This window comes from Acinetobacter portensis (assembly GCF_009372215.1).
Lineage (GTDB): Bacteria > Pseudomonadota > Gammaproteobacteria > Pseudomonadales > Moraxellaceae > Acinetobacter > Acinetobacter portensis.
This window is the reverse complement of sequence record NZ_LWRV01000037.1, coordinates 1-22,650: the sequence shown is the minus strand read 5'-3', so window position 1 is coordinate 22,650 and position 22,650 is coordinate 1. Positions and strand designations below refer to the sequence as shown.

General features: G+C 37.9%; 22 protein-coding genes and 6 pseudogenes. 12 read left to right on the top strand and 16 right to left on the bottom strand.

Translation table 11 applies throughout. The features are described from left to right. Positions 1–87 precede the first annotated feature (87 nt). From A6M14_RS03330 to A6M14_RS03310, 4 genes and pseudogenes are all read left to right on the top strand, one after another. Positions 88–1,107, top strand: a pseudogene (locus tag A6M14_RS03330) (NADP-dependent oxidoreductase). 8 nt (positions 1,108–1,115) lie between these two features. Further along, entirely contained in the window at positions 1,116–1,754 is a 639-nt protein-coding gene (locus tag A6M14_RS03325) for a glutathione S-transferase family protein (RefSeq protein WP_152873602.1), read from the top strand. A gap of 215 nt (positions 1,755–1,969) precedes the next feature. Beyond that, positions 1,970–2,268: pseudogene (locus tag A6M14_RS03315) on the top strand (transposase); the annotation flags it as partial. Between the two features lie 408 nt (positions 2,269–2,676). Further along, the gene (locus A6M14_RS03310) at positions 2,677–3,888 is read left to right on the top strand and encodes a tyrosine-type recombinase/integrase (protein WP_111886099.1); all 1,212 of its coding nucleotides are present in this window, start codon (positions 2,677–2,679) and stop codon (positions 3,886–3,888) included. A gap of 15 nt (positions 3,889–3,903) precedes the next feature. Here the strand turns inward: A6M14_RS03310 and A6M14_RS03305 are convergent, their stop codons facing one another. From A6M14_RS03305 to A6M14_RS03295, 3 genes are all read right to left on the bottom strand, one after another. Continuing rightward, complete coding sequence (locus tag A6M14_RS03305) at positions 3,904–4,182, bottom strand: helix-turn-helix domain-containing protein (protein WP_004871362.1); 279 nt, start codon at positions 4,180–4,182, stop codon at positions 3,904–3,906. Then, positions 4,175–5,479 (bottom strand): type II toxin-antitoxin system HipA family toxin, encoded by a 1,305-nt coding sequence (locus A6M14_RS03300; RefSeq protein WP_111886100.1) that lies wholly within the window; start codon positions 5,477–5,479, stop codon positions 4,175–4,177. Before A6M14_RS03300 ends, A6M14_RS03305 begins: the two co-directional genes overlap by 8 nt. 161 nt (positions 5,480–5,640) lie before the next feature. Next, positions 5,641–6,750 carry an RNA-guided endonuclease InsQ/TnpB family protein gene (locus A6M14_RS03295; RefSeq protein ID WP_111886101.1) on the bottom strand — a complete coding sequence of 370 codons (1,110 nt, stop codon included), beginning with the start codon at positions 6,748–6,750 and terminating at the stop codon, positions 5,641–5,643. A gap of 419 nt (positions 6,751–7,169) precedes the next feature. Between A6M14_RS03295 and A6M14_RS03285 the strand changes: the two are divergent. Further along, positions 7,170–8,261: pseudogene (locus tag A6M14_RS03285) on the top strand (IS4-like element ISAba33 family transposase). 420 nt (positions 8,262–8,681) lie between these two features. On the opposite strand, the gene A6M14_RS03280 reads toward A6M14_RS03285, so the two are convergent. The 6 genes and pseudogenes from A6M14_RS03280 to A6M14_RS14355 form a co-directional block, all read right to left on the bottom strand. Further along, positions 8,682–10,301, bottom strand: coding sequence for an oleate hydratase (locus tag A6M14_RS03280; protein ID WP_004883953.1), 1,620 nt, complete (start codon positions 10,299–10,301; stop codon positions 8,682–8,684). A 354-nt stretch (positions 10,302–10,655) separates the two neighbouring features. After that, positions 10,656–11,588 (bottom strand): IS5 family transposase, encoded by a 933-nt coding sequence (locus tag A6M14_RS03275; RefSeq protein ID WP_152873601.1) that lies wholly within the window; start codon positions 11,586–11,588, stop codon positions 10,656–10,658. Between the two features lie 58 nt (positions 11,589–11,646). Next, positions 11,647–11,847, bottom strand: a pseudogene (locus tag A6M14_RS03270) (helix-turn-helix domain-containing protein); the annotation flags it as partial. A gap of 46 nt (positions 11,848–11,893) precedes the next feature. Further along, on the bottom strand, positions 11,894–12,217 hold the full coding sequence (locus tag A6M14_RS03265) for a hypothetical protein (protein WP_152873600.1): 324 nt from the start codon (positions 12,215–12,217) through the stop codon (positions 11,894–11,896). Positions 12,218–12,265: 48 nt separating this feature from the next. After that, positions 12,266–12,580, bottom strand: a complete 315-nt coding sequence (locus A6M14_RS03260; protein ID WP_152873599.1) for a helix-turn-helix domain-containing protein — start codon at positions 12,578–12,580, stop codon at positions 12,266–12,268. Next, entirely contained in the window at positions 12,561–12,884 is a 324-nt protein-coding gene (locus A6M14_RS14355; protein ID WP_152873598.1) for a transcriptional regulator, read from the bottom strand. Before A6M14_RS14355 ends, A6M14_RS03260 begins: the two co-directional genes overlap by 20 nt. Positions 12,885–13,115: 231 nt before the next feature. Between A6M14_RS14355 and A6M14_RS03250 the strand changes: the two are divergent. The 3 genes and pseudogenes from A6M14_RS03250 to A6M14_RS03240 form a co-directional block, all read left to right on the top strand. After that, positions 13,116–13,492, top strand: a pseudogene (locus A6M14_RS03250) (transposase); the annotation flags it as partial. Further along, entirely contained in the window at positions 13,428–14,024 is a 597-nt protein-coding gene (locus tag A6M14_RS03245; RefSeq protein ID WP_152873597.1) for an acetamidase/formamidase family protein, read from the top strand. The pseudogene A6M14_RS03250 and the gene A6M14_RS03245, both read left to right, overlap by 65 nt. Continuing rightward, a pseudogene (locus A6M14_RS03240) lies at positions 14,020–14,112 on the top strand (IS3 family transposase); the annotation flags it as partial. The gene A6M14_RS03245 and the pseudogene A6M14_RS03240, both read left to right, overlap by 5 nt. A 44-nt stretch (positions 14,113–14,156) precedes the next feature. Here the strand turns inward: A6M14_RS03240 and A6M14_RS03235 are convergent. Together A6M14_RS03235 and A6M14_RS03230 are read right to left on the bottom strand one after the other, a co-directional pair. Further along, entirely contained in the window at positions 14,157–15,419 is a 1,263-nt protein-coding gene (locus A6M14_RS03235) for a type II toxin-antitoxin system HipA family toxin (protein WP_227554839.1), read from the bottom strand. Next, complete coding sequence (locus tag A6M14_RS03230) at positions 15,409–15,747, bottom strand: helix-turn-helix domain-containing protein (protein WP_111886070.1); 339 nt, start codon at positions 15,745–15,747, stop codon at positions 15,409–15,411. Before A6M14_RS03230 ends, A6M14_RS03235 begins: the two co-directional genes overlap by 11 nt. A gap of 189 nt (positions 15,748–15,936) precedes the next feature. Between A6M14_RS03230 and A6M14_RS03225 the strand changes: the two genes are divergently transcribed. Continuing rightward, a complete protein-coding gene (locus A6M14_RS03225; RefSeq protein ID WP_152873596.1) occupies positions 15,937–16,737 on the top strand; it encodes a hypothetical protein in 801 nt (266 codons plus the stop codon). Positions 16,738–16,826: 89 nt separating this feature from the next. Here the strand turns inward: A6M14_RS03225 and tnpA are convergent, their stop codons facing one another. Continuing rightward, positions 16,827–17,225, bottom strand: a complete 399-nt coding sequence (tnpA, locus tag A6M14_RS03220) for an IS200/IS605 family transposase (protein WP_152873595.1) — start codon at positions 17,223–17,225, stop codon at positions 16,827–16,829. Positions 17,226–17,264: 39 nt separating this feature from the next. Between tnpA and A6M14_RS03215 the strand changes: the two genes are divergently transcribed. Beyond that, positions 17,265–18,482, top strand: a complete 1,218-nt coding sequence (locus A6M14_RS03215; RefSeq protein ID WP_152873594.1) for an RNA-guided endonuclease TnpB family protein — start codon at positions 17,265–17,267, stop codon at positions 18,480–18,482. Between the two features lie 405 nt (positions 18,483–18,887). Here the strand turns inward: A6M14_RS03215 and A6M14_RS03210 are convergent, their stop codons facing one another. Both A6M14_RS03210 and A6M14_RS03205 read right to left on the bottom strand, forming a co-directional pair. Continuing rightward, on the bottom strand, positions 18,888–19,154 hold the full coding sequence (locus tag A6M14_RS03210) for a hypothetical protein (RefSeq protein WP_111860974.1): 267 nt from the start codon (positions 19,152–19,154) through the stop codon (positions 18,888–18,890). A 33-nt stretch (positions 19,155–19,187) separates the two neighbouring features. Then, positions 19,188–19,421: a hypothetical protein gene (locus A6M14_RS03205; RefSeq protein WP_152873593.1), complete on the bottom strand. Its 234-nt coding sequence runs from the start codon at positions 19,419–19,421 to the stop codon at positions 19,188–19,190. 221 nt (positions 19,422–19,642) lie between these two features. Here A6M14_RS03205 and A6M14_RS03200 point away from each other — a divergent pair, with 221 nt between their 5' ends. Together A6M14_RS03200 and A6M14_RS03195 are read left to right on the top strand one after the other, a co-directional pair. Then, complete coding sequence (locus A6M14_RS03200; protein WP_111886073.1) at positions 19,643–20,002, top strand: helix-turn-helix domain-containing protein; 360 nt, start codon at positions 19,643–19,645, stop codon at positions 20,000–20,002. Beyond that, complete coding sequence (locus A6M14_RS03195; RefSeq protein WP_152873592.1) at positions 19,996–21,309, top strand: type II toxin-antitoxin system HipA family toxin; 1,314 nt, start codon at positions 19,996–19,998, stop codon at positions 21,307–21,309. The genes A6M14_RS03200 and A6M14_RS03195 overlap by 7 nt, the downstream gene beginning before the upstream one ends. Positions 21,310–21,491: 182 nt before the next feature. Here the strand turns inward: A6M14_RS03195 and A6M14_RS03190 are convergent, their stop codons facing one another. Together A6M14_RS03190 and A6M14_RS03185 are read right to left on the bottom strand one after the other, a co-directional pair. Next, positions 21,492–21,977, bottom strand: a complete 486-nt coding sequence (locus tag A6M14_RS03190; RefSeq protein ID WP_152873591.1) for a tetratricopeptide repeat protein — start codon at positions 21,975–21,977, stop codon at positions 21,492–21,494. Positions 21,978–22,201: 224 nt separating this feature from the next. Next, complete coding sequence (locus A6M14_RS03185) at positions 22,202–22,438, bottom strand: VF530 family protein (RefSeq protein WP_152873590.1); 237 nt, start codon at positions 22,436–22,438, stop codon at positions 22,202–22,204. Positions 22,439–22,650 lie beyond the last annotated feature (212 nt).

Sequence of the window (22,650 nt, the reverse complement as noted above, 5' to 3'; positions counted from 1 at the left end):
ATACTTTTGGAAACACCACCAGAAATTTTAATCATAATTTTTAATTGTGAAGAGAAATACTTCTAAATAAAACATGGAGTTATATGTTTGAAAACAGTTATTAATCAACGCATCGTTTTAGCTAAACGGCCAGTGGGTGAGCCAAAACACAGCGATTTTCGTATTGAACAAGTTGAACTCAATGAACTTAAACAAGGCTAGATATTGTTAAAAACCATTTACTTGTCACTCGATCCCTATATGCGTGGTCGCATGAGTGATGCTCCTTCATATGCAGCACCGGTTGAAATTGGTGAAGTGATGGTCGGTGGAACAGTCAGTCTAGTAGTGGCCTCTAAAAACCAAAAATTCAAAGAAGGCGAGTGGGTTCTTTCCGGAAATGGCTGGCAGGGCTACGCAATTTCTGTTGGGACTGCCTGTCAAAGCCTAGGTATGCAACCTGAACATCCATCTTGGGCATTGGGTATTTTGGGAATGCCAGGATTTACTGCTTATATGGGGCTGTTGGACATTGGTCAGCCTAAAGCCGGTGAAACTTTAGTCGTTGCAGCTGCAACGGGACCTGTTGGTGCTACGGTTGGACAGATTGGCAAAATTAAAGGTTGTCGCGTGGTTGGCGTCGCAGGTGGGCCTGAAAAATGTCGTTATGCAGTAGAAGAACTCGGCTTCGATGCTTGTATCAATCATCATGATGAAAATTTTGCAGAACAATTACAACAAGCAGTTCCCAACGGTATAGATATTTATTATGAGAATGTAGGGGGTAAAGTGTTTGATGCGGTATGGCCATTGCTTAACTCTGCGGCACGTGTACCGGTGTGTGGTGTGGTTTCCCAGTATAACGCTACCGAGCAAGCACAAGGGCCAGACCGTTTACCTGGCTTTATTTCCACCCTTTTAAAAAAGCGTATTCGCATGCAAGGCTTTATTATTTTTGATGATTATGGCAGTCAGTATCCGGAATTCTATCAGCAAATGTCTGAATGGTTGAAAGACGGAAAAATCAAATATAAAGAGCATATGGTGCAAGGTTTAGATAACACGATCAATACTTTCAATGGTATGTTGAAAGGCGAAAACTTTGGCAAAGTCGTTGTAAAAATTTAGGAATTATCATGATTACACTACATCATTTAGATCAATCACGTTCTTTTCGCATTTTGTGGTTACTTGAAGAAATCAAGCAGCCTTATGAGCTGAAACGCTATTATCGTGACTTAAACACGCATTTGGCCCCTGACTCTTTAAAAACCATCCATCCTTTAGGGAAATCTCCAGTATTGGAATGGGATGGCAAAGTTATTGCAGAGTCAGGCGCAATCGTTGAGTTATTAATTCAGCAACTTGCGCCGCATTTAGCACCAGATATGGATGAACCTACCTATGTCGATTATCTACAGTGGATTCATTTCTCAGAAAGCTCTGCTATGCTGCCATTTTTATTAAAAACGTTTAATGCGATAGAAACCAAGCAGGGTACGAAGTTGGTATTTCTAGAAAATTATACTCAAGTTGAGTTCGATAAAGTATTTAGCTATTTAAATGAATATTTAAAAGATAAAGAATTTCTAGTGGCAGACCGTTTAACCGGTGCTGACTTTATGATGGGCTTTGGACTACATGCTTTAGTTCATCATATGGGACAAGGTGAAAATTATCCTCATATCCAACGTTATGTAGCAGGTTTAAGCCAACTACCTAGCTGGCAAGCCGCAGTACAAATTGAACAAAATGGTGTGAAAAGTCAAAAATAGTAAGATTGATTTTTTAAAGGCAGTTTAGAAAAAGAGTCGTGATTGACAAGTACATCTAGTTATAAAATAAGCTAACACTTATTTAAATTAAACGCCCAATGAATTTCATCGGGCGTTCTCTATTTTAAAGATAACGAATTACCATTATTTAAGACAAGTTTCGCCTGAACCGTACCGGGTTTGTCGGAGACCAACTTTCTTGAGAGAATGTCCCGATGACAAAACCAAAATATACCCCTGAAATCAGAGAAAGAGCGGTTCAATTATTGATTGAATCCGAAAAAGATTATCCTTCTACTTGGGCTGCGATCACAGCTATTGCTCCCTGAGCAGTATACTGCGCAAGGGTTGTACTCCCGAAACACTACGTGTTTGGTATCAAAAATATTTAGATAAACAAAATCCAGTTAAAGTACAGCAGCTTTCAGACCAAGAACGTATCAAATAACTGGAACGCGAAAATAAAGAACTGCAACGTGCGAATGAAATTCTACGTAAAGCAGCCGCTTTTTTCGCTCAGGCGGAGCTCTGTTAGCGGCAGTGTAAAAATAACCCCCTAACGGCATTTAAAAACTGAGCCCCTTGGTGACATATTCAGCTCCTACAAAATTCAATAGTAGCTGCAGATCGACTTAATGCGACAGAACCGAAATATTGCCTCAAATAATTAAGGTTCGGTTACTAGGTCTGTAAAACAAACCCATTACAGAATAGTGTTTAACTATCACTGATTTTTGTTGCTTAATACAGATTTTAACAGTGGTTACTTTTTTGGTTACTACAATGTGGAATACCACAATAATATTTATAAAAAACATATATATAAATATTTATATGATGCGTAATATACGCATCACATAATAATGCTTATTTTTGATATAATTAAGATAATGGGGATCATTATGCTGGTTTATAAAAATTTATGAGTCTTACGGAAACACAAGTACGAAAGTCATATCCAAAAGAAAAAATTTACTTTTTAGCTGATGATGATGGTTTAAGCTTAAAAGTCGATCCTAATGGAAAAAAGTCTTGGAGTTATCGATATTCAGTTGCAGAAACGGGTAAAAGACCACGAGTCACTCTAGGTACATATCCTGAGATGAATCTCAAAGAGGCTAGAGTGGCCAGAGACTCCTATAAGGCAACTAAATTTTCTACACAAAATTTAGTTCAGGAGAAAATTCAAACTTTTAAAGTTGTTTGTGAAGAATGGTTAGAGTTTAAAACAAATAATTCATTTAAAGATCAACCACGTGGTGGTGTAATCCAATTGGCGAATGCATGTTTAATAAATGACATTTATCCCGTTATTGGTGATATAGATTTTAGCAAAATTAAAAGAACTGATTTAGTTAAGGTAATTAAGCAGATTGAAAATAGGGGAGTTAAGGAACCTGTAAAAAAAGCGTATAGCTATTTAAATCAAATCTATGATTTTGCAGTTGCAATGGGATACTGTGATTATAATCAAGCTTATGGTCTCAATAAAATATTATTGAAAGGGAAATTAAAGAAAAATTATCCCTATTTAAAAGATGAAGAAATTTCTAATTTTATTCTTAGAATAACTCAACTAAATACAGATCCGATTATAAAAAAAGCAATCCTATTTAAATTATATACTGGAGTCAGGGGGGCAGAGTTATTGTCTGCAGAACCTCATCATTTTGATTTTGACAACAAAATTTGGAAAATACCTGCTTTACATATCAAGCAATATCGTCGAAAAGTGATAGCAGGTTATGATATTCCAGATTTTTTAGTCCCGTTATCATCGCAAGCGGTGAGCATTGTTAGATCTGCACTAGAGTGGTCACAAGGCGATCGTTATGTTTTTGCCAGCCCAAAAATTAAAGATAAGCCATTGCATTTTAACACAATAAATTCAGCCATTCGTAAGATGGGATACAAAACAAATGAGCTATCCTCACACGGTTTAAGATCAACATTCAGTACTATTTTAAATGATTCTGGCTTATTTCAAGATAGTTGGATTGAGGCTCAGCTTTCACATGTAGATAAGAATAAAACACGTGCTAGTTATAACCATGCAGATTATATTCAACAAAGAGCTGATATGATGCAGTGGTGGGGTGACTATTTAGAAAATAAATCAAAATCTAGTTTATAGGTAATTTAAATTAAACTATTTTGATTTAATAATAAATTTTAAACCAAATGCATTTAACAACTTATTTATAGAATCTAATGTTGGATTACTATCAGGTTGCTCCATTTTCTGTAAAGTCTGTGGTGCTATTTTAGTAATTTTACTCATTTCATTTAATGTTAAATGTAGTTCTTTTCTAATGTATGATGCAATCTGGTAAATTTGCCACTCAGGATTGTTATTTATATTTTCTAAGACTTGTAAGCGTTTATTCATTTGCTCGATTGCCGTCATAGGCTTATAACGTTTATCCATTAGAAAGCTCCTGAATCTGTTGGCATATATTTAATATACGATGATGACTATTTTGTAGAATCTCATCATCTATATTTATTTTTTTCATTTCATCGAGCAAATTTTCATACAGTGGCAATTGTTGAATCATTGTATGTTTAATTTCAGTTGAATCTATTCCTGTACATTCTTCTATTTGCGTTATGACAGATCCCCATATAGGCATTCCTCCATGGTCATCTTTTTCCCAACGTGTAGTACGTGCAATTCCGTCAGGATGAAGCCACATTGGTGCAAAATCGAAGAGGGGTGTTAATTGAATTGTGCCGTCATTTAAACGTTGAATTGCGGTATTACGGGTATGATTATCTTTATTTCCTAATGCAACATTAGCGATATCTCGTTTCAAATATTCAAAAATTTCAGCTTTTGGTGATGAGCAACATTCCATGATCAATGTACAAATTTGATTATGTGTCATTTTAACGCCGAAGCCAGCTTTACCACTTAAAGAGGCTAGGCTTTCTTGTGCAACTCTTTCGACTTTACCATTGATAATTTGACGATCAAAACGTGGAATAAATAGCGTTCTCTGGTGAAGTTCCAAGTCGTTGAACACTCTTAGACCTAAATACCGAGCTATTTTCATGTAAATTGCTTCATGTAACAGTATTTTTTCCAGTTTTTGATCATTTCCACGACTAAATTTAACTAGCCAATGCTTTGCTGCTAGTTCATCTGGAAGACTGTGATCTAAATAAAACAGACCATCATATCCTTGTGTTAGTAATAGTTTAGGCCATTCACCTTGAACACCTGAAGAACCAGCAACAAATAAGCCATATGATGCAAGTGACTCAATGAAATCTTCTTTCCTTTCAATTATTTCGCTTAGGCTAAATCCACGAGGTTTCACTGTCGGAAAATGATCTTGAAGCCAGTCATAAGCTTCTTTAATTCGTAGATTACCAATAGGATTACCTGCCCCAGATTTCAGTAGGGGCCAATCAGCTTGTTCTTCTGCATTAATTGAAAAACCCAGCTGATTTAAAAGCTCCTTTCGCCCATAACCTTGAGGTAGCAAGTCCATGAGAAATGCTGGCCATTGGTTTTCTAAGTTGTTTTGTACATTGACTGGAAATTGGAATGATAGAGCATGACCATCCCTTAAATCCATATGTTCAATAGCATATTCAAATAAGTATGACGTTCGTGTAGATGCTCTCCAGCCCTGCTCTTGATTAGCAATTAATTCAACGATAGCGCAATCTTGCCATTCGTTATTTTGAAAAATTTGAAGTGTGCAATATTGATTCATATATGTATTAAAATAAAATATTAGTTTCTATTTTGGCTATATTTATTTATTATAGTAGATATATATTAAATTTCCTACTCTGATTTAGAATCATTTAATTTGCACTATAAGCAATCATTTTAAACGTCATAACTTGTCGTATTGCTAAATTACTAACTTCTTTATGCAATTTTTTTGATTAAATATTCAAAAGGAGAAATTGACATCCTCCCAGACCTAAAGGAGATTCCTACTGCTAGACGCTCATGCCCGAGCGCAAGAATATTCAGTGCGGAATTTACATCCCGATCATGGAGCGTACCGCACTCCACACACTGCCATTCTCTTATTCCAAGTCCTGCTCTACCTTTCAGACTACTGGAGCGTGAGCCACAGCACGAACAAATTTGGGTGGTATAGGCTTCATTGACTTCTTCATAACATACCCCTGCGTTCTCGCATTTATACTTGAGCATGGTTCTTAGTGTTGTCCAACTGGCATCTAGCACTGATTTAGCCAATCTGGTTTGTGCTAATGCTTTGGCATTCACATTGCCAACGAAGATGGCTGCATGTTCATTCACCAATTTTCGGCTGAATTGATGCAGCATGTTTTGTCTTACATTTTTAATCTTGGCATGGATGGCTTTGACACGTTTCTTATTTTTTGCACGTTGAGCAATACCAAGTTTTTGTTCATATTGCCGATAGATTTGAGGTGCTTTAAGTTTTACGCCATCTGAACAAGTCGCTAAATCTTTTAAACCTAAATCTATGCCAATTGAGGTTTTAGCGTTGTTTTTTTCTATTTTGACTGCATCAACTACAAGACAAACATACCAACGTCCACGACTATCTTCTACGAATGTGCCTGTTTTGATATTGTATTGACTTAATCCGTAACTATCCCATAGTTTAAATTGATGCTTGCCATATTGAACATAGCCATCAGCATATTTGATTGCAACCTTTTTAAACGGTATCCAACCTAGTGAACGTCTAGCTGATTTTTTATTACTGACACGCCATTTTAGTTTTACTTTTTTGAACTGCTTGCGTCTTGTGACCAATTCTTCTGTCACTGCCTGAATAGTTTGACTGTGCAAGTTGCATTCTTTCGATGTGCCTTTCGTGTATTTTGCAATGTCGTATGCTGAAAAGAATTGTTGTTTACGTTGTAGATGCTTAAAACACAAATCATTGACATAATTCCAGACAAAATTTACTTCGGATGCTAACTGATTTAACACCTTGCAATGTTTGTCTTTTATGCGTAATTTGAGTGTCTTCATCCAATTATTTTAACAGTATTTTTCTTAATAGTGACTATAGTACAAGTATTTAAAACGACATTTCGTGTCGTTCATATGGTTTACTCCAGTCGCTTATATCCTCGTGCTGAACCACGAGGTTTTTCGCTCCAGTGGATAAATGGAATAACTTAATCCATCTGATCTAAAAGCGATTCTACATTCAAAAAGAGCAAATCTGTATTATTTAGAACATACCCGTGTCATGCAGGAAGATGGGCGTGTCTTATATCTGACTGAAGCTAAGAAAAGTTAGACAAATTGTTGTACAACAAGATAAATCTGTTGATGACGCACTGGACATAGCATTTAAAGAAATATATTAAACTTCTTTGTACACGACAAAAAAAGATAAATCATTGAAATAATGGCATAATACTTGTTTTCTGACGACGAATATGATGACACATTTCAATGGGTTACATCTCATCTTAAACAAATATCTAAAGTGGAACAAGTCACATGCAAAATGTTTTACACTGATTATGCTTGCATTAATTGTAAAAACAGACATGTAATCTTTCTTCTGCATCTAAAGCCTTACCCATCAAGTGCTTACCACAATCATTTTATCGACGTATACAACGCTTCTTTGCAGATCAGTATTTCGATTATCGTCAAATTTCTCAGTTAATTTTCAATATATTTTCATTCGATAAAGTCCAATTAACTTTGGATAGAACTAATTGGAAATGGGGAAAACGAGATATTAATATCTTGATGTTAGCCATCGTCTATCGTGGAATAGCGATACCTATTGTTTGGACATTGCTCAATAAACGTGGAAATTCAGATACAAAAGAGCGTATTGCTTTGATTCAACGCTTTATCTCCATTTTTGTTAAAGATCGTATTGTGAATGTGTTTGCAGACAGAGAATTTATCGGTGAGAAATGGTTTACATGGTTAATTGAAAATGACATTAACTTCTGTATACGTGTTAAAAAAACTTTATTGTGACCAATCACTTAGCCAAGAATCATAAAATTAGTGATTTATTTCGTCATCTTCAAGTTGGTCAAACTGAATGTCGTAAACGACGTATTTGGGTTGGTCGAGTGAAACTGTATATTAGTGCGCTACGATTAGAAGATGGAGAGCTTTTACTTGTTGTTTCTCCTATGTTTAATGCTTCTGCTATTCGTGATTATGCATTACGCTGGGAAATCGAAACGTTATTTAGTTGTCTCAAAGGACGTGGATTCAATCTTGAAAATACTCGTTTAACAGACCCTAGACGAGTCAAGAAATTGATAGCAGTGCTAGCTATCGGTTTCTGTTGGTGCTATTTAACAGGTGAATGGCAACATGATCGGAAAAAAGCGATAAAAATAAAGAAGCATGGACGACTTTCAGTAAGTTTATTTCGCTACGGTTTGGACTATGTTCAAATGGCTATTCTACGTTTGATTGGTTTTGGAAAAAAAGAAGAATTTAAGAAAGTGCTAGCAATTTTAAGAAAGAAAAAGCCTGATAGGACAAGGATCCTATGAAATTTGTCGTGTACAGAGGTAATTTTTATGAAATCTAAAATCATGAGAAAAAGATAGAAAAGCACTTAGTCAGTTTCGGAGTATTATTTAAAACGTGGAGATGTTTTTCCTATGTTGATTAGTCAATTTATTTACGAATGAGATATAAAGTTTTATCTAATTTTTCTTTTTATCCAATTTAAAATTAGGTGCGTACACGGCCTCAACTTTCAATAAAGTATAAAAGGTGTTTGTGTAGGCAATACCCTTACTTTTGATAAGCCAAAAGAAAGCAAAAGCCTTTGTTACCCATACATAACATCCCTATTATGATGGATAACGTGTGGCATCCCTGCCACACTCGTGTATCCAAACGTTGCTTAAATTAAACTATGTAATAGTGGCGACATAAAGGTGCTCTTATCGCTATATATTAAAAACTTAGTGGAACACTGTTTCTAAAGCTTTTAAACCCACTTTGGGATCAAGTAGACCGTTGTAAATTTCAGGGATTTCACGTTCCACCCCAAAAAATTCATAAATGGCAAGCATCGCCCCACGAACTGAATATTCCACAGTAAAGACCACGTCATCTTCAATTTCCACAAACTGTCCAAGGAAAGCAAAGTTTTGTGAGCCTTGTGGAATTACCTGTGGACGATCCCCCGGTTTACGGCAGGCGAATAGGGCAGAGGCGTATGGCATCATGGCGGTAGTAACATCAGTCGTTGCCAAAACATGATCTAAAATGTCGTCAAAACCGAGCTGTTTAATCAGTTCTGTTAGGATTTCTTGCCCCGTGGCTTCGGACATTGGTTTTTTGATGTAATCGCCTATATGGTCAATTTGGAAACCGTAGCCCCATAAGGTATATAAACCTTCAGGTAAGTCGGCAAAGTGTGGCTGTGCAGGAACCACGATGGATAAATGCCAACCCGACTCATACCAAGTCATGAGTGCGCCTGTGCCTGGTTCATTGCCTGTATAGTCAATAATACGTTTAAGTAGCACGTCATCTTTCATGGTCAGAGTGAAAGACTCCCACTTATGTTCATCGACATTGCCATAAAAAGTCATTGGACGGCCAAAGTCTGGGGCTTTTTGTGCCAGCGTTTCCCAAAGCGTCCAGCCATGATCTTCTCGATGACGAATAAGGGCAGGCACGTCATGATTACCGCCATAACGTGAGTCTGCTGTAATAGAGCCTAAAGTGAAAATAGCTAAATCATTGGCTTTCAGATTAATTTGCTCTGAGCCTTCAGGCAATTGTACATATAGGCGTGAAGCGTAGCGTTCTTGAGTTTCAGCATTGGTAATGAAGTCTGCATCTGTGACATAGTGTCCAAAACGCACATCGACGCCTTGTGCGACTAACCAACGCTGTAGGGGCAGAATCATCGAGTCATATTGGTTGTACTTGGTACGTTTCACACCCGCTAAGGTATGAATGCGTGGCAATTCTTGAATAAAACGCAAGAAATAGCGTCTTAACTCTGCTGCACTGTGCCATTTTTGAAAAGCGAAAGTCGTGCGCCACATGCGCCAGAAATTGGTTTCAAAAAAGGTTTCATCAAAAAACTCATCAATGCGGCGACTGCCAATTTTTTCTTCTTTTGAAGCTAATAGGCGCAGCATCTGTGCACGATGTAGCGTATTCAGACCAAGCTTTGCTGCATCCGCAATGACATGTTCGGCATCAATCAACCGTGCATTGGCGTGGGTTTTCACTTTTTCATTAAACTCACGACATTCTTCACGCACCGAAATGTCTGGATTTTCCAAAGATGGAATACTGGAAAATAAGTCCCATAGGCACAAATAAGTTTCATCGGTCAGCATTCGCCCACCACGTGTTACCCAAGCTTGCGCGGCATGCGGTGTATGTCCACCATCCATCGAACCACCTGAAATATCGAGTTCTTCTAAAATATGGATATTTTTGGCAGGGACTTTGGCATCACGGATTGCAAATGCAGCAGCAGCCATACCTGCGATACCACCACCAATAATCCAAAGATGGGACTGTTGCGCGTCTAATGGGGTGCGCTTCTTATTTTGCATGGTTCACCTTTAATTATGATGTTAAAAATTATGAAGTAAAAAAATTGGTTTAGAAAAACCTTAAAAATAGTATGTCTTTTTATATATGAAAAATGTATGAAATGGGAAGCAATCCCCTCATTATATTTTGTAATCAAAAATAGACGTATGATGGCTATTTTTAATACACATTTGTCTTTTTATTAAAATTGAATATGATCTAAATAATTGATGTTAATGTTTATTGTTGAGTAATTGCTCTATTGTTGTTTTCACTATGCCGTATGCTAAATTTCTTTAAAAATAGGCTTTTTATTTATCATGGCTTTGTTGCACAAAGATTTGAAATGCAAAGCGCCCCTAATTGAGCCAAATTTAAGGCGTAACTTGGGTAAGTGGCCGACCTAATTCCGTAAATCTGTTGAGGACTACTACACGTGTATGAATCTCATTCACTTGGCTATCAAAACTCCTTGCACTGAGTTTATCGCCTAATAATTTAATGCAGTACATCTTAGTTTCGACCAAACTTCGGCAATGATAGCCGGACCATTTTTTCCATAGTGTCCTGCCTAAACGTGTAACTGTTCGAAGTAATTCATTTCGCTCTAGCGAGCTACTCTTTGTATCTTTCCATGGTTTCGCATTTTTTCTAGGTGGAATCACCGCATGTGCTTGCCGATCTGCAATGACCTGACGGCATCGTTTTGTGTCATAAGCACCATCTGTATAGACAGAATCGATTTGTTCATCTAAAGGGATTTGAGCAAGTAAATCTTCCAGTACCTGTGAATCACTGACATTATTTGCGGTGAGTTGTACAGCACGTATTTGAAGGGTTTCAGCATCGATACCAATATGAAGCTTACGCCATTGGCGACGATATTCAGGTCCATGTTTCTTACGCTTCCATTCACCTTCACCTAAAAACTTTAGGCCAGTAGAGTCTACGAGTAGATGGAGACTACCACTACTTTTTTGATAGCCAATTGCAATATCGATATGCCTTTGTCTTCTGCACAGTGTGGAGTAATCTGGCGCTATCCAATCTAATCCACAAAGCTTAATCAGACTTTGGACAAAGCCTTTGACCATTCGCAAAGACAATTTAAATAAAGATTTGATCATTAAGCAGCATTGGATGGCTGCGTCGGAGTAGGTTTGATTTCGCCCTTGTTTGCCTTTTGATGGCGCATACCATTGCGTAGCAGGATCAAACCAAATGGCAATATTTCCGCGACTCATAAGTGCTCGGTTATATGCGGGCCAATTGGTTGTGCGGTAGATTTTGTGTGCAGGCTTCTTCATTTGAAAATTATATCGCTGAAAAAGCCTTTACAGATAGGTTTGTGCAACAAAGCCGCTCAGCACTGATTTTAGTATTTGGCGATTTTAAGGGACGTCTACTCTGGCTACTTAACCCATCAATACCTTGCTCAGAATATCGTTTCCACCACTTGCGTAACGTTGGTCTGGAAATGCCACATCTCCGACAGACTAGGCCAGTATCATTGGTCTCTTCAAATAATTTAACCCATACGAGTCTTTGTTGAATTTCTCTGTTCATAGACACCCATTAGATTGAAATGATGTCTATGAATCACACACCTAAACTAAGGCTGATCGGCAATCAATTCACATTGGTTAATGAGCTTAATCAAAGTGTTTTGCACATATTCTTCAAACTCAATACCTTGTTCTTCCGATATTTTTTCAATTTTTTTAAGAACATCACTATCTAATTCAAATTCTATTTTCTCTGATGTTTCCATTAGTAAATCATAGTTATTTTCGACCATTTTTTTGAACATTTCTTCTAAGTTGTTTCTCGATGATACCTTGAAAGATAGTCGTAAAGAGCTATTAACAATTTCAACATGAGTATATCCAATATATTCAGTCAATTTTCCTACAAATCCTAAATGCTTCACAATCATGCTCAAATATACTGAAAGGAAATAGCTCTCTACTAATAGCTATGTAAATTAAGCTAAACTTTCCTTTACAAACGTTGGATCAACAATAAATAACCTAATTAATGATGTTGCTGCACCAGAAGGTCTTCTCACACCTTGTTCCCAAGATTCTAATGTACGTTTGGAAACACCAAGGAGCTTAGCAAACTGTTCTTGTGTCAGCTGTGCCTTTCTACGTGCTAAAGCTACATCTGTTTCAGTAATTACTGTTCTTTTTGCAGCATTATTTGCCAACATATCATCGATGCCTTGTAAGATTTCAGCTTCAATATCTCTTGTTGCTTCAAAGGCTTCTAGTTCTTTTTCAGTCATTAAACGAGTCATTTAATTTCTCCACCAATACTTGAAGGGTTTTCTTACTAAGTTGTACCGTTTGCTTTTTACTGTACAAGGTTAATAACCAAATCTCACCATTCGTTAAACGATTAAAGTAGATGACTCTGACACCACCACTTTTGCCTCGACCACCGCTAGTCCATCTGATCTTACGAATACCACCCGAATTAGGTTCGACATCCCCGGCCTCAGGATTTAATGCCAAGAATGTTTTAAATTCCTCATATTCTTCCTGAGTCCAATAAACAAGACAGTATTTGGTAAATAAAGGGGTTTCACATATTGTATACATTGCTTGTGTTTATACTACCTTGTAGTAGTTTATTTTATACTACTTTGTGGTACTTTTAAATATGAATGTGTAATTCGTAGGATGAAAGATGATATATTATTTTGCAGAGGAGCCCTTCTAGGTAGTGTTACCTAGGAGGAAAAATGAAAAAACTGAAACTGATCCTAGCCAAAATAATGGACAGTACTTCCCTCTAAAGATAACGTAACGTTAACTTTGGAGATACAAGAAATGGCCAAACGTTTTAGTCCTGAATTTAAACAGCAAGCAATTGATTATGCACTTTCAAACTCACACGAGTCAGTAGCTGCAATCTACCAGAAATTAGGTGTGGGTTATTCAACATTAGATAAATGAATTCGTGAAACCAATCCGGCAGGTTCAAGCAAACGTCAACTTTCACCAGAACAACAGCGGATCCTAGAATTAGAGAAAGAAGTCAAACAGCTCAGGAAAGCCAATGACATCTTAAAAAAAGCGCATGTGTACTTTCTGACAGATCATGCCAAGAAAAGTACACGGTAATTCAAGATCTAGCTGTGAATGGAGTCACTGTATCTTCTGTCTGTAAATGCCTGGGTGTCAGCACTTCAGGCTATTATGCCTGGGGTTGCTGCGCATATGCGTCCATTCCTCGGAAATATTGGTACGACACCTTCACGTGACTTACCAGACTCTCAAAACTGCCACGACTTTGGTCAGTATTTGATTGATGCACCGCATAAATTCGGAATGACTGATGAAGAACTTATCGCAGCCAAAACAGACGGTCACATGGATACCAATTCGATTCATCCAGGCTGTATTTTGATTTGTCCTGTGAAAGTACCAGGTGCAGGTGTCTACATTGGGGATATGCATGCGCAACAAGGCAATGGTGAAATTGCAGGACATGCCATGGACGTTTCAGGCGGAACAGAATTAAAAGTAGAAGTGATTAAAGGCTTAACAATTGACGGCCCAATTTTACTTCAAGCACCAGATGACTTACCACCAATGGCACGTCCATTTACCAAGGAAGAGCGTGAAAAAGTGAAAGCTTTAGGTGCGCGTTGGGGACAAACTGAGATTGAGGAAAGTGGTCCAATCACATTTATGGGAACAGGTAAGAACCTCAATGATGCAACGGACAATTCATGATTACATCCATTATTATAATCATGAAAGAATACAACTAAATTTAAAAGGATTGAGCCTTGTTCAATTCAGAACTCAATCCTGTTGTTAACTAAACTGTCCAAGATTTGGGTTTCAGTTCAAATGGGCGGTTTTTTAGTTGCCTAGATTGTAGTAATGGTCCAGTTGTCTCATTTGGTAGTCGCTCATTTCAGCATCCTTAAAGAATTCATCTCTTGACTCAAGTACATCTCGAACATTCTTTATGATCTCTTTTGCCTGAAACTCGGTTAACCCAAAGGCATTGCAGCGACTCAATAGATTTTGCGCCGTTCCGATTCGGCCTTCTTCTCCCACGGCGATCGCATGTTCTTTTGGGTAAGATGCGCGAGATCCGTGCGGTAGAACATCAAATAGAGGGCTGAGTGAATAATGATGATTTTTCATGTCATGCATTAAGAAGCCATGGTTTTTTAAATGATCATCTGTATTACTGATCATCACATTCAAGACCATGCGCTTATATAGCTCTAATTGATTGCTGATTGCGTCATGGCAAATTTGACTGCAGATCTTAGACAAATGCATATAAGACATCTTTAAGTCGTCTACGCGCACTTTACGGATGTTCATAAGGCTGTGTGCGCTGATGTAGTGTTTCTTTCGCTCAGGGCAGTTACGATCAAAGCGCTCAACAAGCAAAATAGGGTTGCCTTCAACTTCTTCAAGCTCGACATTGCTGACATTCAAACCTAAAGCTTGCGCCATCTTCATTGATGCATATTCAACTTTTGCATTATCAAAGAGGTCATCGGATTTATTGAATTTCGCAATCCACTCAATGCCTTTGTGCTGTACGACCACTTTAGGTCGCGCACCCCCCATTGATGACCCATGGTGAATGAGTTTTGATAAATAATTATCGGTCATCATGCTGATCATGTTCGGGTCTTGGTGCTGATCAACTGCTTTAGATAATTTTAAGTAAGCCTGTAAGTCAGAGAATTTAACAAAGGATTCTTTGCCAACGGTTTTGACCGCTTTAGAAGACAAACTCGCCACTAAGCACCCAACTGCATTACCACGTGCCGCAATAAGCCATTCAATTTGATTGAGTGGTACGCGAGTGTGCTGGGTTAACGTAAGCTTACGACCCCAATTGTCGGGCGTAGCATCTGCAAGTACGCCAAAGCCATCTTTAGCTGCAGTGGTGTACGCCGTGTTGGGTGTAATAAATGGTAGGTTAATTGGATCAAGCTCAAATGAGTTATTGAGATCCAAATAGCTCTTACCATAAATAAAATTATAGATTGAATCTTTGAGCGCATATTGAGCAACAACTTGCGGCGTATCGCCTGTATCCAAAAAAATGTAGCAGCTCTTAATTTCTTCTTGCATGGATAGGTTTTTAGAAGTCATCACTCATATCCTCTGATTTATTATTAGCGCGGACTCGAACTTTTTTGGTAGCGAGTGCTTTTCCAACTTCGTCATTTTGTGGGTTCGCAATACTAAGCAAACTGTCTTCCAAGCCAAATACAACGAGAATGGAAATAAGATTTTTTAGGTTAGAGCTGGGTTTGCCGCTTTCAAGTCGTGAGATTGTCTTTTCATCCACATGCACACGGTTAGCCAATTCGCTAATCGTCATATTCCGGTTCATGCGTGCTGTTTTAATGTTACTCCCGATCTGAACTAACAGATCTTCAACACCCTCAAGCATAAAATCACTTGCTGCTCTTTTCATGAAAAATCTCCTCAATACGGTCATTATATACCGATTAACCGACTTAAGCAGTATTTTATGGGTGTTTTTAAATTATATTTGTAAGAGATTTTAAGCTCTTGAGCCTATTTGCAGGGTTGGTGCATAATTTAAATTGACTTGAGAGGAAGTGCGCTGTGTAAGTGTAATAAATAAAAGAAAGGTAAAGTAATGGATCAACCGAAAATTCTTTTGGAAATGGAGCAATTTTGTAAAACCAATAACCATGTAAGGTTAATGGTCAAGGAGATATGTCGTTATCCTGTGGGTGAATGCGTCATGGAGCGTATGTCATTAAAAACGCAGGCCATACAGCGCATAGATGACATAGTAATGTTTCACAGGTTTGCGATGTCCGCGCATAAAAATAATGGTGAAGTTGTTGACTCTGTATTTGAACAATTTAATTCAGATTGCGGTAACTTGTTTGATGATATTGAGGATGATCTAGAGATGGTATCTGGGTTTAGAATGGTATCGCCAAACTTTAATCACAAAGAGCAAAATCGCCGTGTGGGTTCATTGGCTGATGAGAGTTTAGTGATTAATTTGTGGGCCACAATTGAGCAATTCACTAATCGCTGTTTAGGTTTGTATTATCCGGGTAGGCGTTTATCGCACAAATGGCATGAGATTGAGAACTACTTACGTGATCGTGGATTAAATGTGTCTAATGCACTTTCATACCAGCTGATTGATGAGCTTCGGGTTTTAAACAATGTGATCAAACATTCTTATGTTGTAGATAAAAAATTGGCTAATTATAAAAATTTTGCAGGACTACAGGGTAAAACAATAGATAGGGTTAGGTTGAAGACATTTGATTACACTTTGGCTGCATATAGTTTTATTAGTTTAGTTATCTGCCGTACTGCTGAAAGTGAGTTTTATCCAATAACCGATCAAGATGATATTGAAGAAGCTGAATACTCAAAATTACTGAATTTTAATAATCGCGTGGCATTAAATTAATCCCTAAACATTGATTTTTTGTTTAACTAAATGTGCGGAATTCTCCATCTATAATCTGTGATTTAGATGGAGATGGATAGCACGCCTTTTCAGTCGGGTCTTTCTTGGTTTTGGATGTATTCTCGAATTACATCAATTGTCGCTCCACCTGTTGTAAGTAGACAGTATGCCCTCGTCCAAAGCACAGGTTTCCAATAATAAGGTTTTAGTTCTTCACCGAACTCCTTGCGTATCAGTCTGCTTGATACAGTTTTTAGATTATTGATGAATTTACTTGGCATGATATTCGGGTGCATATCTAACAATAAGTGAATATGATCAGCTTCACCATTGAACTCAATCAAGTCAATCTCCCAATCAGCACAGTTCTTTTTTACAATTTCTTCAAGCCGATTGATCATCTCATTTGAAAGGCATTTCTTGCGATATTTTGTTACCAACACTAAATGATATGTAAGTTTATAAACACAGTGATAATGTGACTTCATTACATTTACACTAAGCAATTAATTTGCTAAATTATAACCATGAAACAACCTTTTTTGAAAGCGTATAAATATCGCATCTATCCTACTTCTGAGCAGAAAGTGCAATTTGAAAAGCACTTCGGATGCACTCGCTTTATTTTCAATTGGGCTTTAGCACTTCAAACTAAAGCTCATTCTGAAACTCAAAAATTATTATCAAAAAAGGATATTCAAGACCAATTAGTTGCCATGAAAAAACAACCTGAATTCGAATGGTTGAACGAGGTGAATAGTCAATCACTTCTTAGTGGGTTACTTCACCTACACACTGCTTACAACAACTTTTTTCAGCGATTAAAGAAAGGCAAGGTTGAATTCAGAAAGATCAAAGGATATAAACCAAATCCTGATGAAAAACGCCCATTAAGTCATCTTGTCGGCTACCCACGGTTCAAATCCAAGAAAATACCGCAACGGTCTTATCAATGCCCTCAGCACGCAACAGTGAGCTTTGAGAACGGATTACTTCATCTACCTAAAATTAAAGGGATAAAAACTGTATTTAGTCGGGTATTTAATGGGAAAATCAAAACTGTCACCATTAGCAAAACAGCGACAGGTAAGTATTATGCTTCGATTTTGGTCGAGTCAGAGTTAGAACTTGTTGCATCAACAACAATTCAAGCTGATCAAACCATCGGAATTGATATGGGTTTGAATCACATGCTCATTCAATCCGATGGTAATAAGGTTGAAAATCCAAAATACTTGCGACAGGCTCAAAACCGACTATCCATACAGCAGAAGATATTTGCTCGAAAGAAGAAAGAATCAAAGAATTATCAACGTCAAAAATTAAGTGTTGCATTCATCCATGAAAAAGTGCGCCTGCAACGCTTAGACCTACATCACAAACTCACGCATTACTTGATCTGTGAAAACCAAGCGACCACGTATGCTGTAGAAGATTTAGGGATAAAAAACATGGTAAGAAATCGAAAATTAGCCAAGTCCATTTCGGATGTGGCTTGGGGTCAATTTCTTACGATATTGCAATACAAGGCAAAATGGTTCGGTAAGAATGTGCTACAAATTGGAAGATTCGTTCCAAGTTCTAAAGCATGTTCATGTTGTGGTTATACTATGACAAAATTGCCACTAAGCATAAGAGAATGGCAATGTCCTGACTGTGAAACAGTGCATGATCGTGATTTGAATGCAAGCTTGAATATACGCAATTTCGCTTTAGCTGATGCACTAGGACATAGTACTGTATAAAGAGTTCCTGTACCGCCATACTGTCAGCGCAGTGCGGTATCGAAAGGTGCAATCTCTAAGATTGCATGGGTCGCAAAGATTCCCCCACCATAGCTCTTAGCTTGGTGGTGGGAGTATGTCAATGGCCTGGTGATACATCAATGCAGGCTGATAAAGGGCTTTGCTATCGTATATACGATGCTTGTTGATTAAATTGGCAACAATAATGGCGCGAGAAATCTGTCAATTTAGCGCAAGAAAATGAGCTAAAACCGCAACTTTAAGCAATGTTGTTTAGTACAATAAAGTGTACATAACAAATTAAATACATGCGTATTGTACCAAATACTGTACTAAATGATGTGTAGTAAAAATTGCGCATTAAAGAGGATTCTATTCTATGCGCCGTGAATTTTTATGCGGATTCTAGTGAGAAGGGTCATCAAGATCAATTTTAACCTTATCAATAATTTCAGCTGCTTCTTCGCTAAAGTCGTCAGATGATTCAAGCCATTCACATTCAGTGCATTTAATACCTTGGCGTTCCGTTCGTTCGGGTTCTGATTTGCTTATACGAGTTTTAATTTCACCAGTCTTGGGGTGGATTTTTCTTGAATACTCGGTCGCCATCTCAAACCAAATGGCTAGTTGCCCCTGACATTTAGGGCAAACTAATTTTTCAGCTACTTCCATCTCTTATGAACCTTTTTTGTTTATGGGAGTGACCTATTGGTTGAGGTCACGTAGTTTTAACAGCTGAGTACGAAGGTGGGTTGCATCTGCCATAAGAAAATTAAGGCAAGATTGATGACCACCTTTTGATAAGACGTTGGGTAGGTTGTGACTCGCATCTGCAATGTTTGAAATTAAATCTAATTTTTGCTTATCGGTAAGCGTTCTGAAGGCTGGACCAGCTAGATGACGGATCGTGACAAAGCTTTCAACAAGTAAGCGCAACACTTCAATATCTTCGCTATGCAGCTCAATTATTCCTTGTTTGCAGGTGTACTATTTTGGGTGTCGTTATGATTTGAATCGTGCGGTTTCATGTAAGTACATCAATGCGATATTTATCATTTAAAATAACACTTATTACCCTAAAATACAAAATTCGTTTAGTACACAAAATGGTACTAATGTGCTAAAATATGCTAGTTAGGTACAAAAAATGGTATTAAACAATGGGCTTTAGATCTACGAGTTCAAGCCATGCAAAAGCTTTAGAAATTGGTGAGCGTATCAAGCAGGCTCGGCTTAATAAAGATTTAACTCAAGTTGAGATATCTGAGATATCCGGCTTAGAGAGACGTGTAATTATTAATGCTGAGAAAGGGAAAGTCACACTGGAAAATTTGATCGCATATTTGGATGCTCTAAACATGAGGGACCAGATAGATCTGTTTTTACCGCCCCAACCAATATCGCCAATTCAACTCCATAAGTTGCAAGGTAAAGAGCGTAAAAAGGCTTCGGGTGAACATAAGGCTAACTCGAACAACAAGAAAATATTAACTGCGAATAAGGATGATTTGGGATGGTGAGAGATACAGTTAGCGTTGAATATCTTGGTATGGATGTTGGGGTGATGGCGTATACAGAGGGGCAGCCAAGTGCCTTTGAATACTCTAAGACATTTCTAGACAGTGGTATCGAGCTTTCTCCGCTGTTTATGCCTTTGGGTGAGGGTGTTTATTCATTCCCAACATTAAACCCTGAGACATTTAAGGGGTTGGCAGGCTTATTTGCTGACTCGCTGCCTGATGACTTCGGTAATCGAATTTTAAATGCGTGGACAGCACGTAACGGTCGATCTCCTGACTCTATCACCCCATTAGAACGCCTGAAATATACAGGTAAGCGTGGTATGGGTGCACTGGAATATCACCCTGTAAAAGCCATGACAGGCTTTAATGCATCTCAACAAGTCGAAATTCTTGAATTGATTAAAATAGCTCAAGATGTATTGGATACTCGTTCATCTTTAGAGGTTGATCTTAAGAATGATGGTGCAGAAGACAAGGATGCTATGCTTGCGCTTCTATCCGTAGGTACAAGTGCAGGTGGCGCACGCCCTAAAGCAGTACTTGCATTTAATGAGGATTACAGCCAAGTCCGTTCAGGTCAAACAGATGTTCCAGATGGCTTTACGCACTACTTGATGAAGTTTGATGGTGTGAGTGAGCATAACGTCAATAAAGAAACTTTTGGTGATCCTATGGGCTACGGCGCAATGGAGTATGTTTATCATCAAATGGCCGTAAAATGCGGTATTGAAATGATGCCATGTAAGTTGCTGCAAGAGGGTGATCGTCAACATTTCATCACGCAGCGTTTTGATCGCGTGGGTAATGAGAAGATTCATATTCAATCCCTGAATGGATTGGCGCATGTGGATTATAAAAAGCCGGGGTCTTTCTCTTACGAAGAAATATTTAACGTGAACCGTCATTTGCGTTTGACTGCAGCCGAGGCAGAACAGTTGTTTAGACGCATGGTATTCAACGTGGTATCTCGTAACCACGATGACCACTCAAAGAACTTTGGCTACATGCTTGTAGATAATCAATGGAAATTGGCACCAGCTTATGACTTGGCATATAGCTATAAGCCGAACTCTTTTTGGGTAGATCAACATTGGATGACTCTTAACGGAAAACGTGACAATTTTGAAATGGCTGATTTCCTGTCATTCGAGAAGTTAAGTCCAATCTTTAGTGAACAGCGGATTCGTCAGATCTTGGAAGAAGTTATTGAGGCGGTTTCAAGTTGGACATCTCTCGCCGTACAATCAAATGTGCCAAAGGTGCTGATTGAGCGCGTTGAGCAAAACCTACGCTTGAAATTCTAATTTATCTTTATTACCAAATGAGCTGCTTTCGGGTGGCTTTTTTTTATATATTCACGTGGGCCTAGATCGATAGGTTTGGACTCGCGTTTATACCAAGGCTGAAAAGAATAAAAAAAGGCAGATGATTAACTGCCTTTCTTTATTTCATAAACTGCTAGCTGGGTTAATTATTTGCAATTAACTCACTTTTCATTGTTTTTAAGAGCTTTTGCGGCTTCAGCATTACCTTGATTAGCCGCCTTAGTGTACCAGTCCAATGCCTTTTTATAATCTTTAGGTACAACATCACCTTTATCGTACATTGACCCAAGAACATATTGAGATTTGTCATAACCTAAATTGGCTGCTCGTTCAGCCCAATACACGCCTTGATTAATGTCTTTGGCGACCGCAATGCCTTTAAGGTACATATTGCTTAATTCATGTTGTGAGTCAACGTAGTCTGTTTTAGCTGATTTAAGAAACCACTCAAATGCTTTGGTATTGTCTTGTGCTACACCAAGTCCATTTTGATATAGCTTTGCAATGATGTTTTGAGCTGCAGCGTATTCATGTGCTTGCATATAGTACTCAAAGGCTTTTTGATGGTTTTGCGGAACAATGATGCCTTTTTCATAAAAGTAACCAAGATAGTAAATGACCCCAACCTTGGCAAGAGTTACCGACATAAAATACACTAAATAACATAATTGGCATATTAATAAACTCTATATATAACAGTTATATAGAGTTTTTATTTTGTGTGACGTAATTTAAGGTGGGGTGGGGTACTTTGATTTATGGTCACTAATTTATTGTGATAATCAACAATAATAACCAACATGCATGTGCTTAATCTAAAGATATTTTACTGACTGGTATAATTTTATGATGCGAGGGGTGTTGCCTGAGGCTACGGTTTCTGTTTGGCCTTTTGGCGTAAGACGTACAAATATAAGCTTTCTACTTTTTCACGTGCCCATGGTGTGGTACGCAAGAATCGTAATGATGATTTAATACTTGGGTCTATACAAAAACATCTAATTTCAATTTTGCGGCTCAAGCCTTCAAAGCCACCGTAGTAATCCAATAATTCATCCAAAATGTCAGCAAGTTTTTTGCCGTGTAAAGGGGCATTGGAGGTGTTCATAATAGATCAATCGTATTTTGAGTGGCTATTATTATAACCTGGGCTAGTTGGAATGTAGGTAATGATGTACTGAATAGCCACCAAAATTCTGGAGCCCCCCAGCCATCGAGTGAGATTTAAGTTAGGTCAGGTGGCCTAACTTAAATAAAAAAGTCTCCGACAAACCTGGTACGGTTCATGCAGAAAAAAGGTGGTGGTGTTTCAAAAAGTAT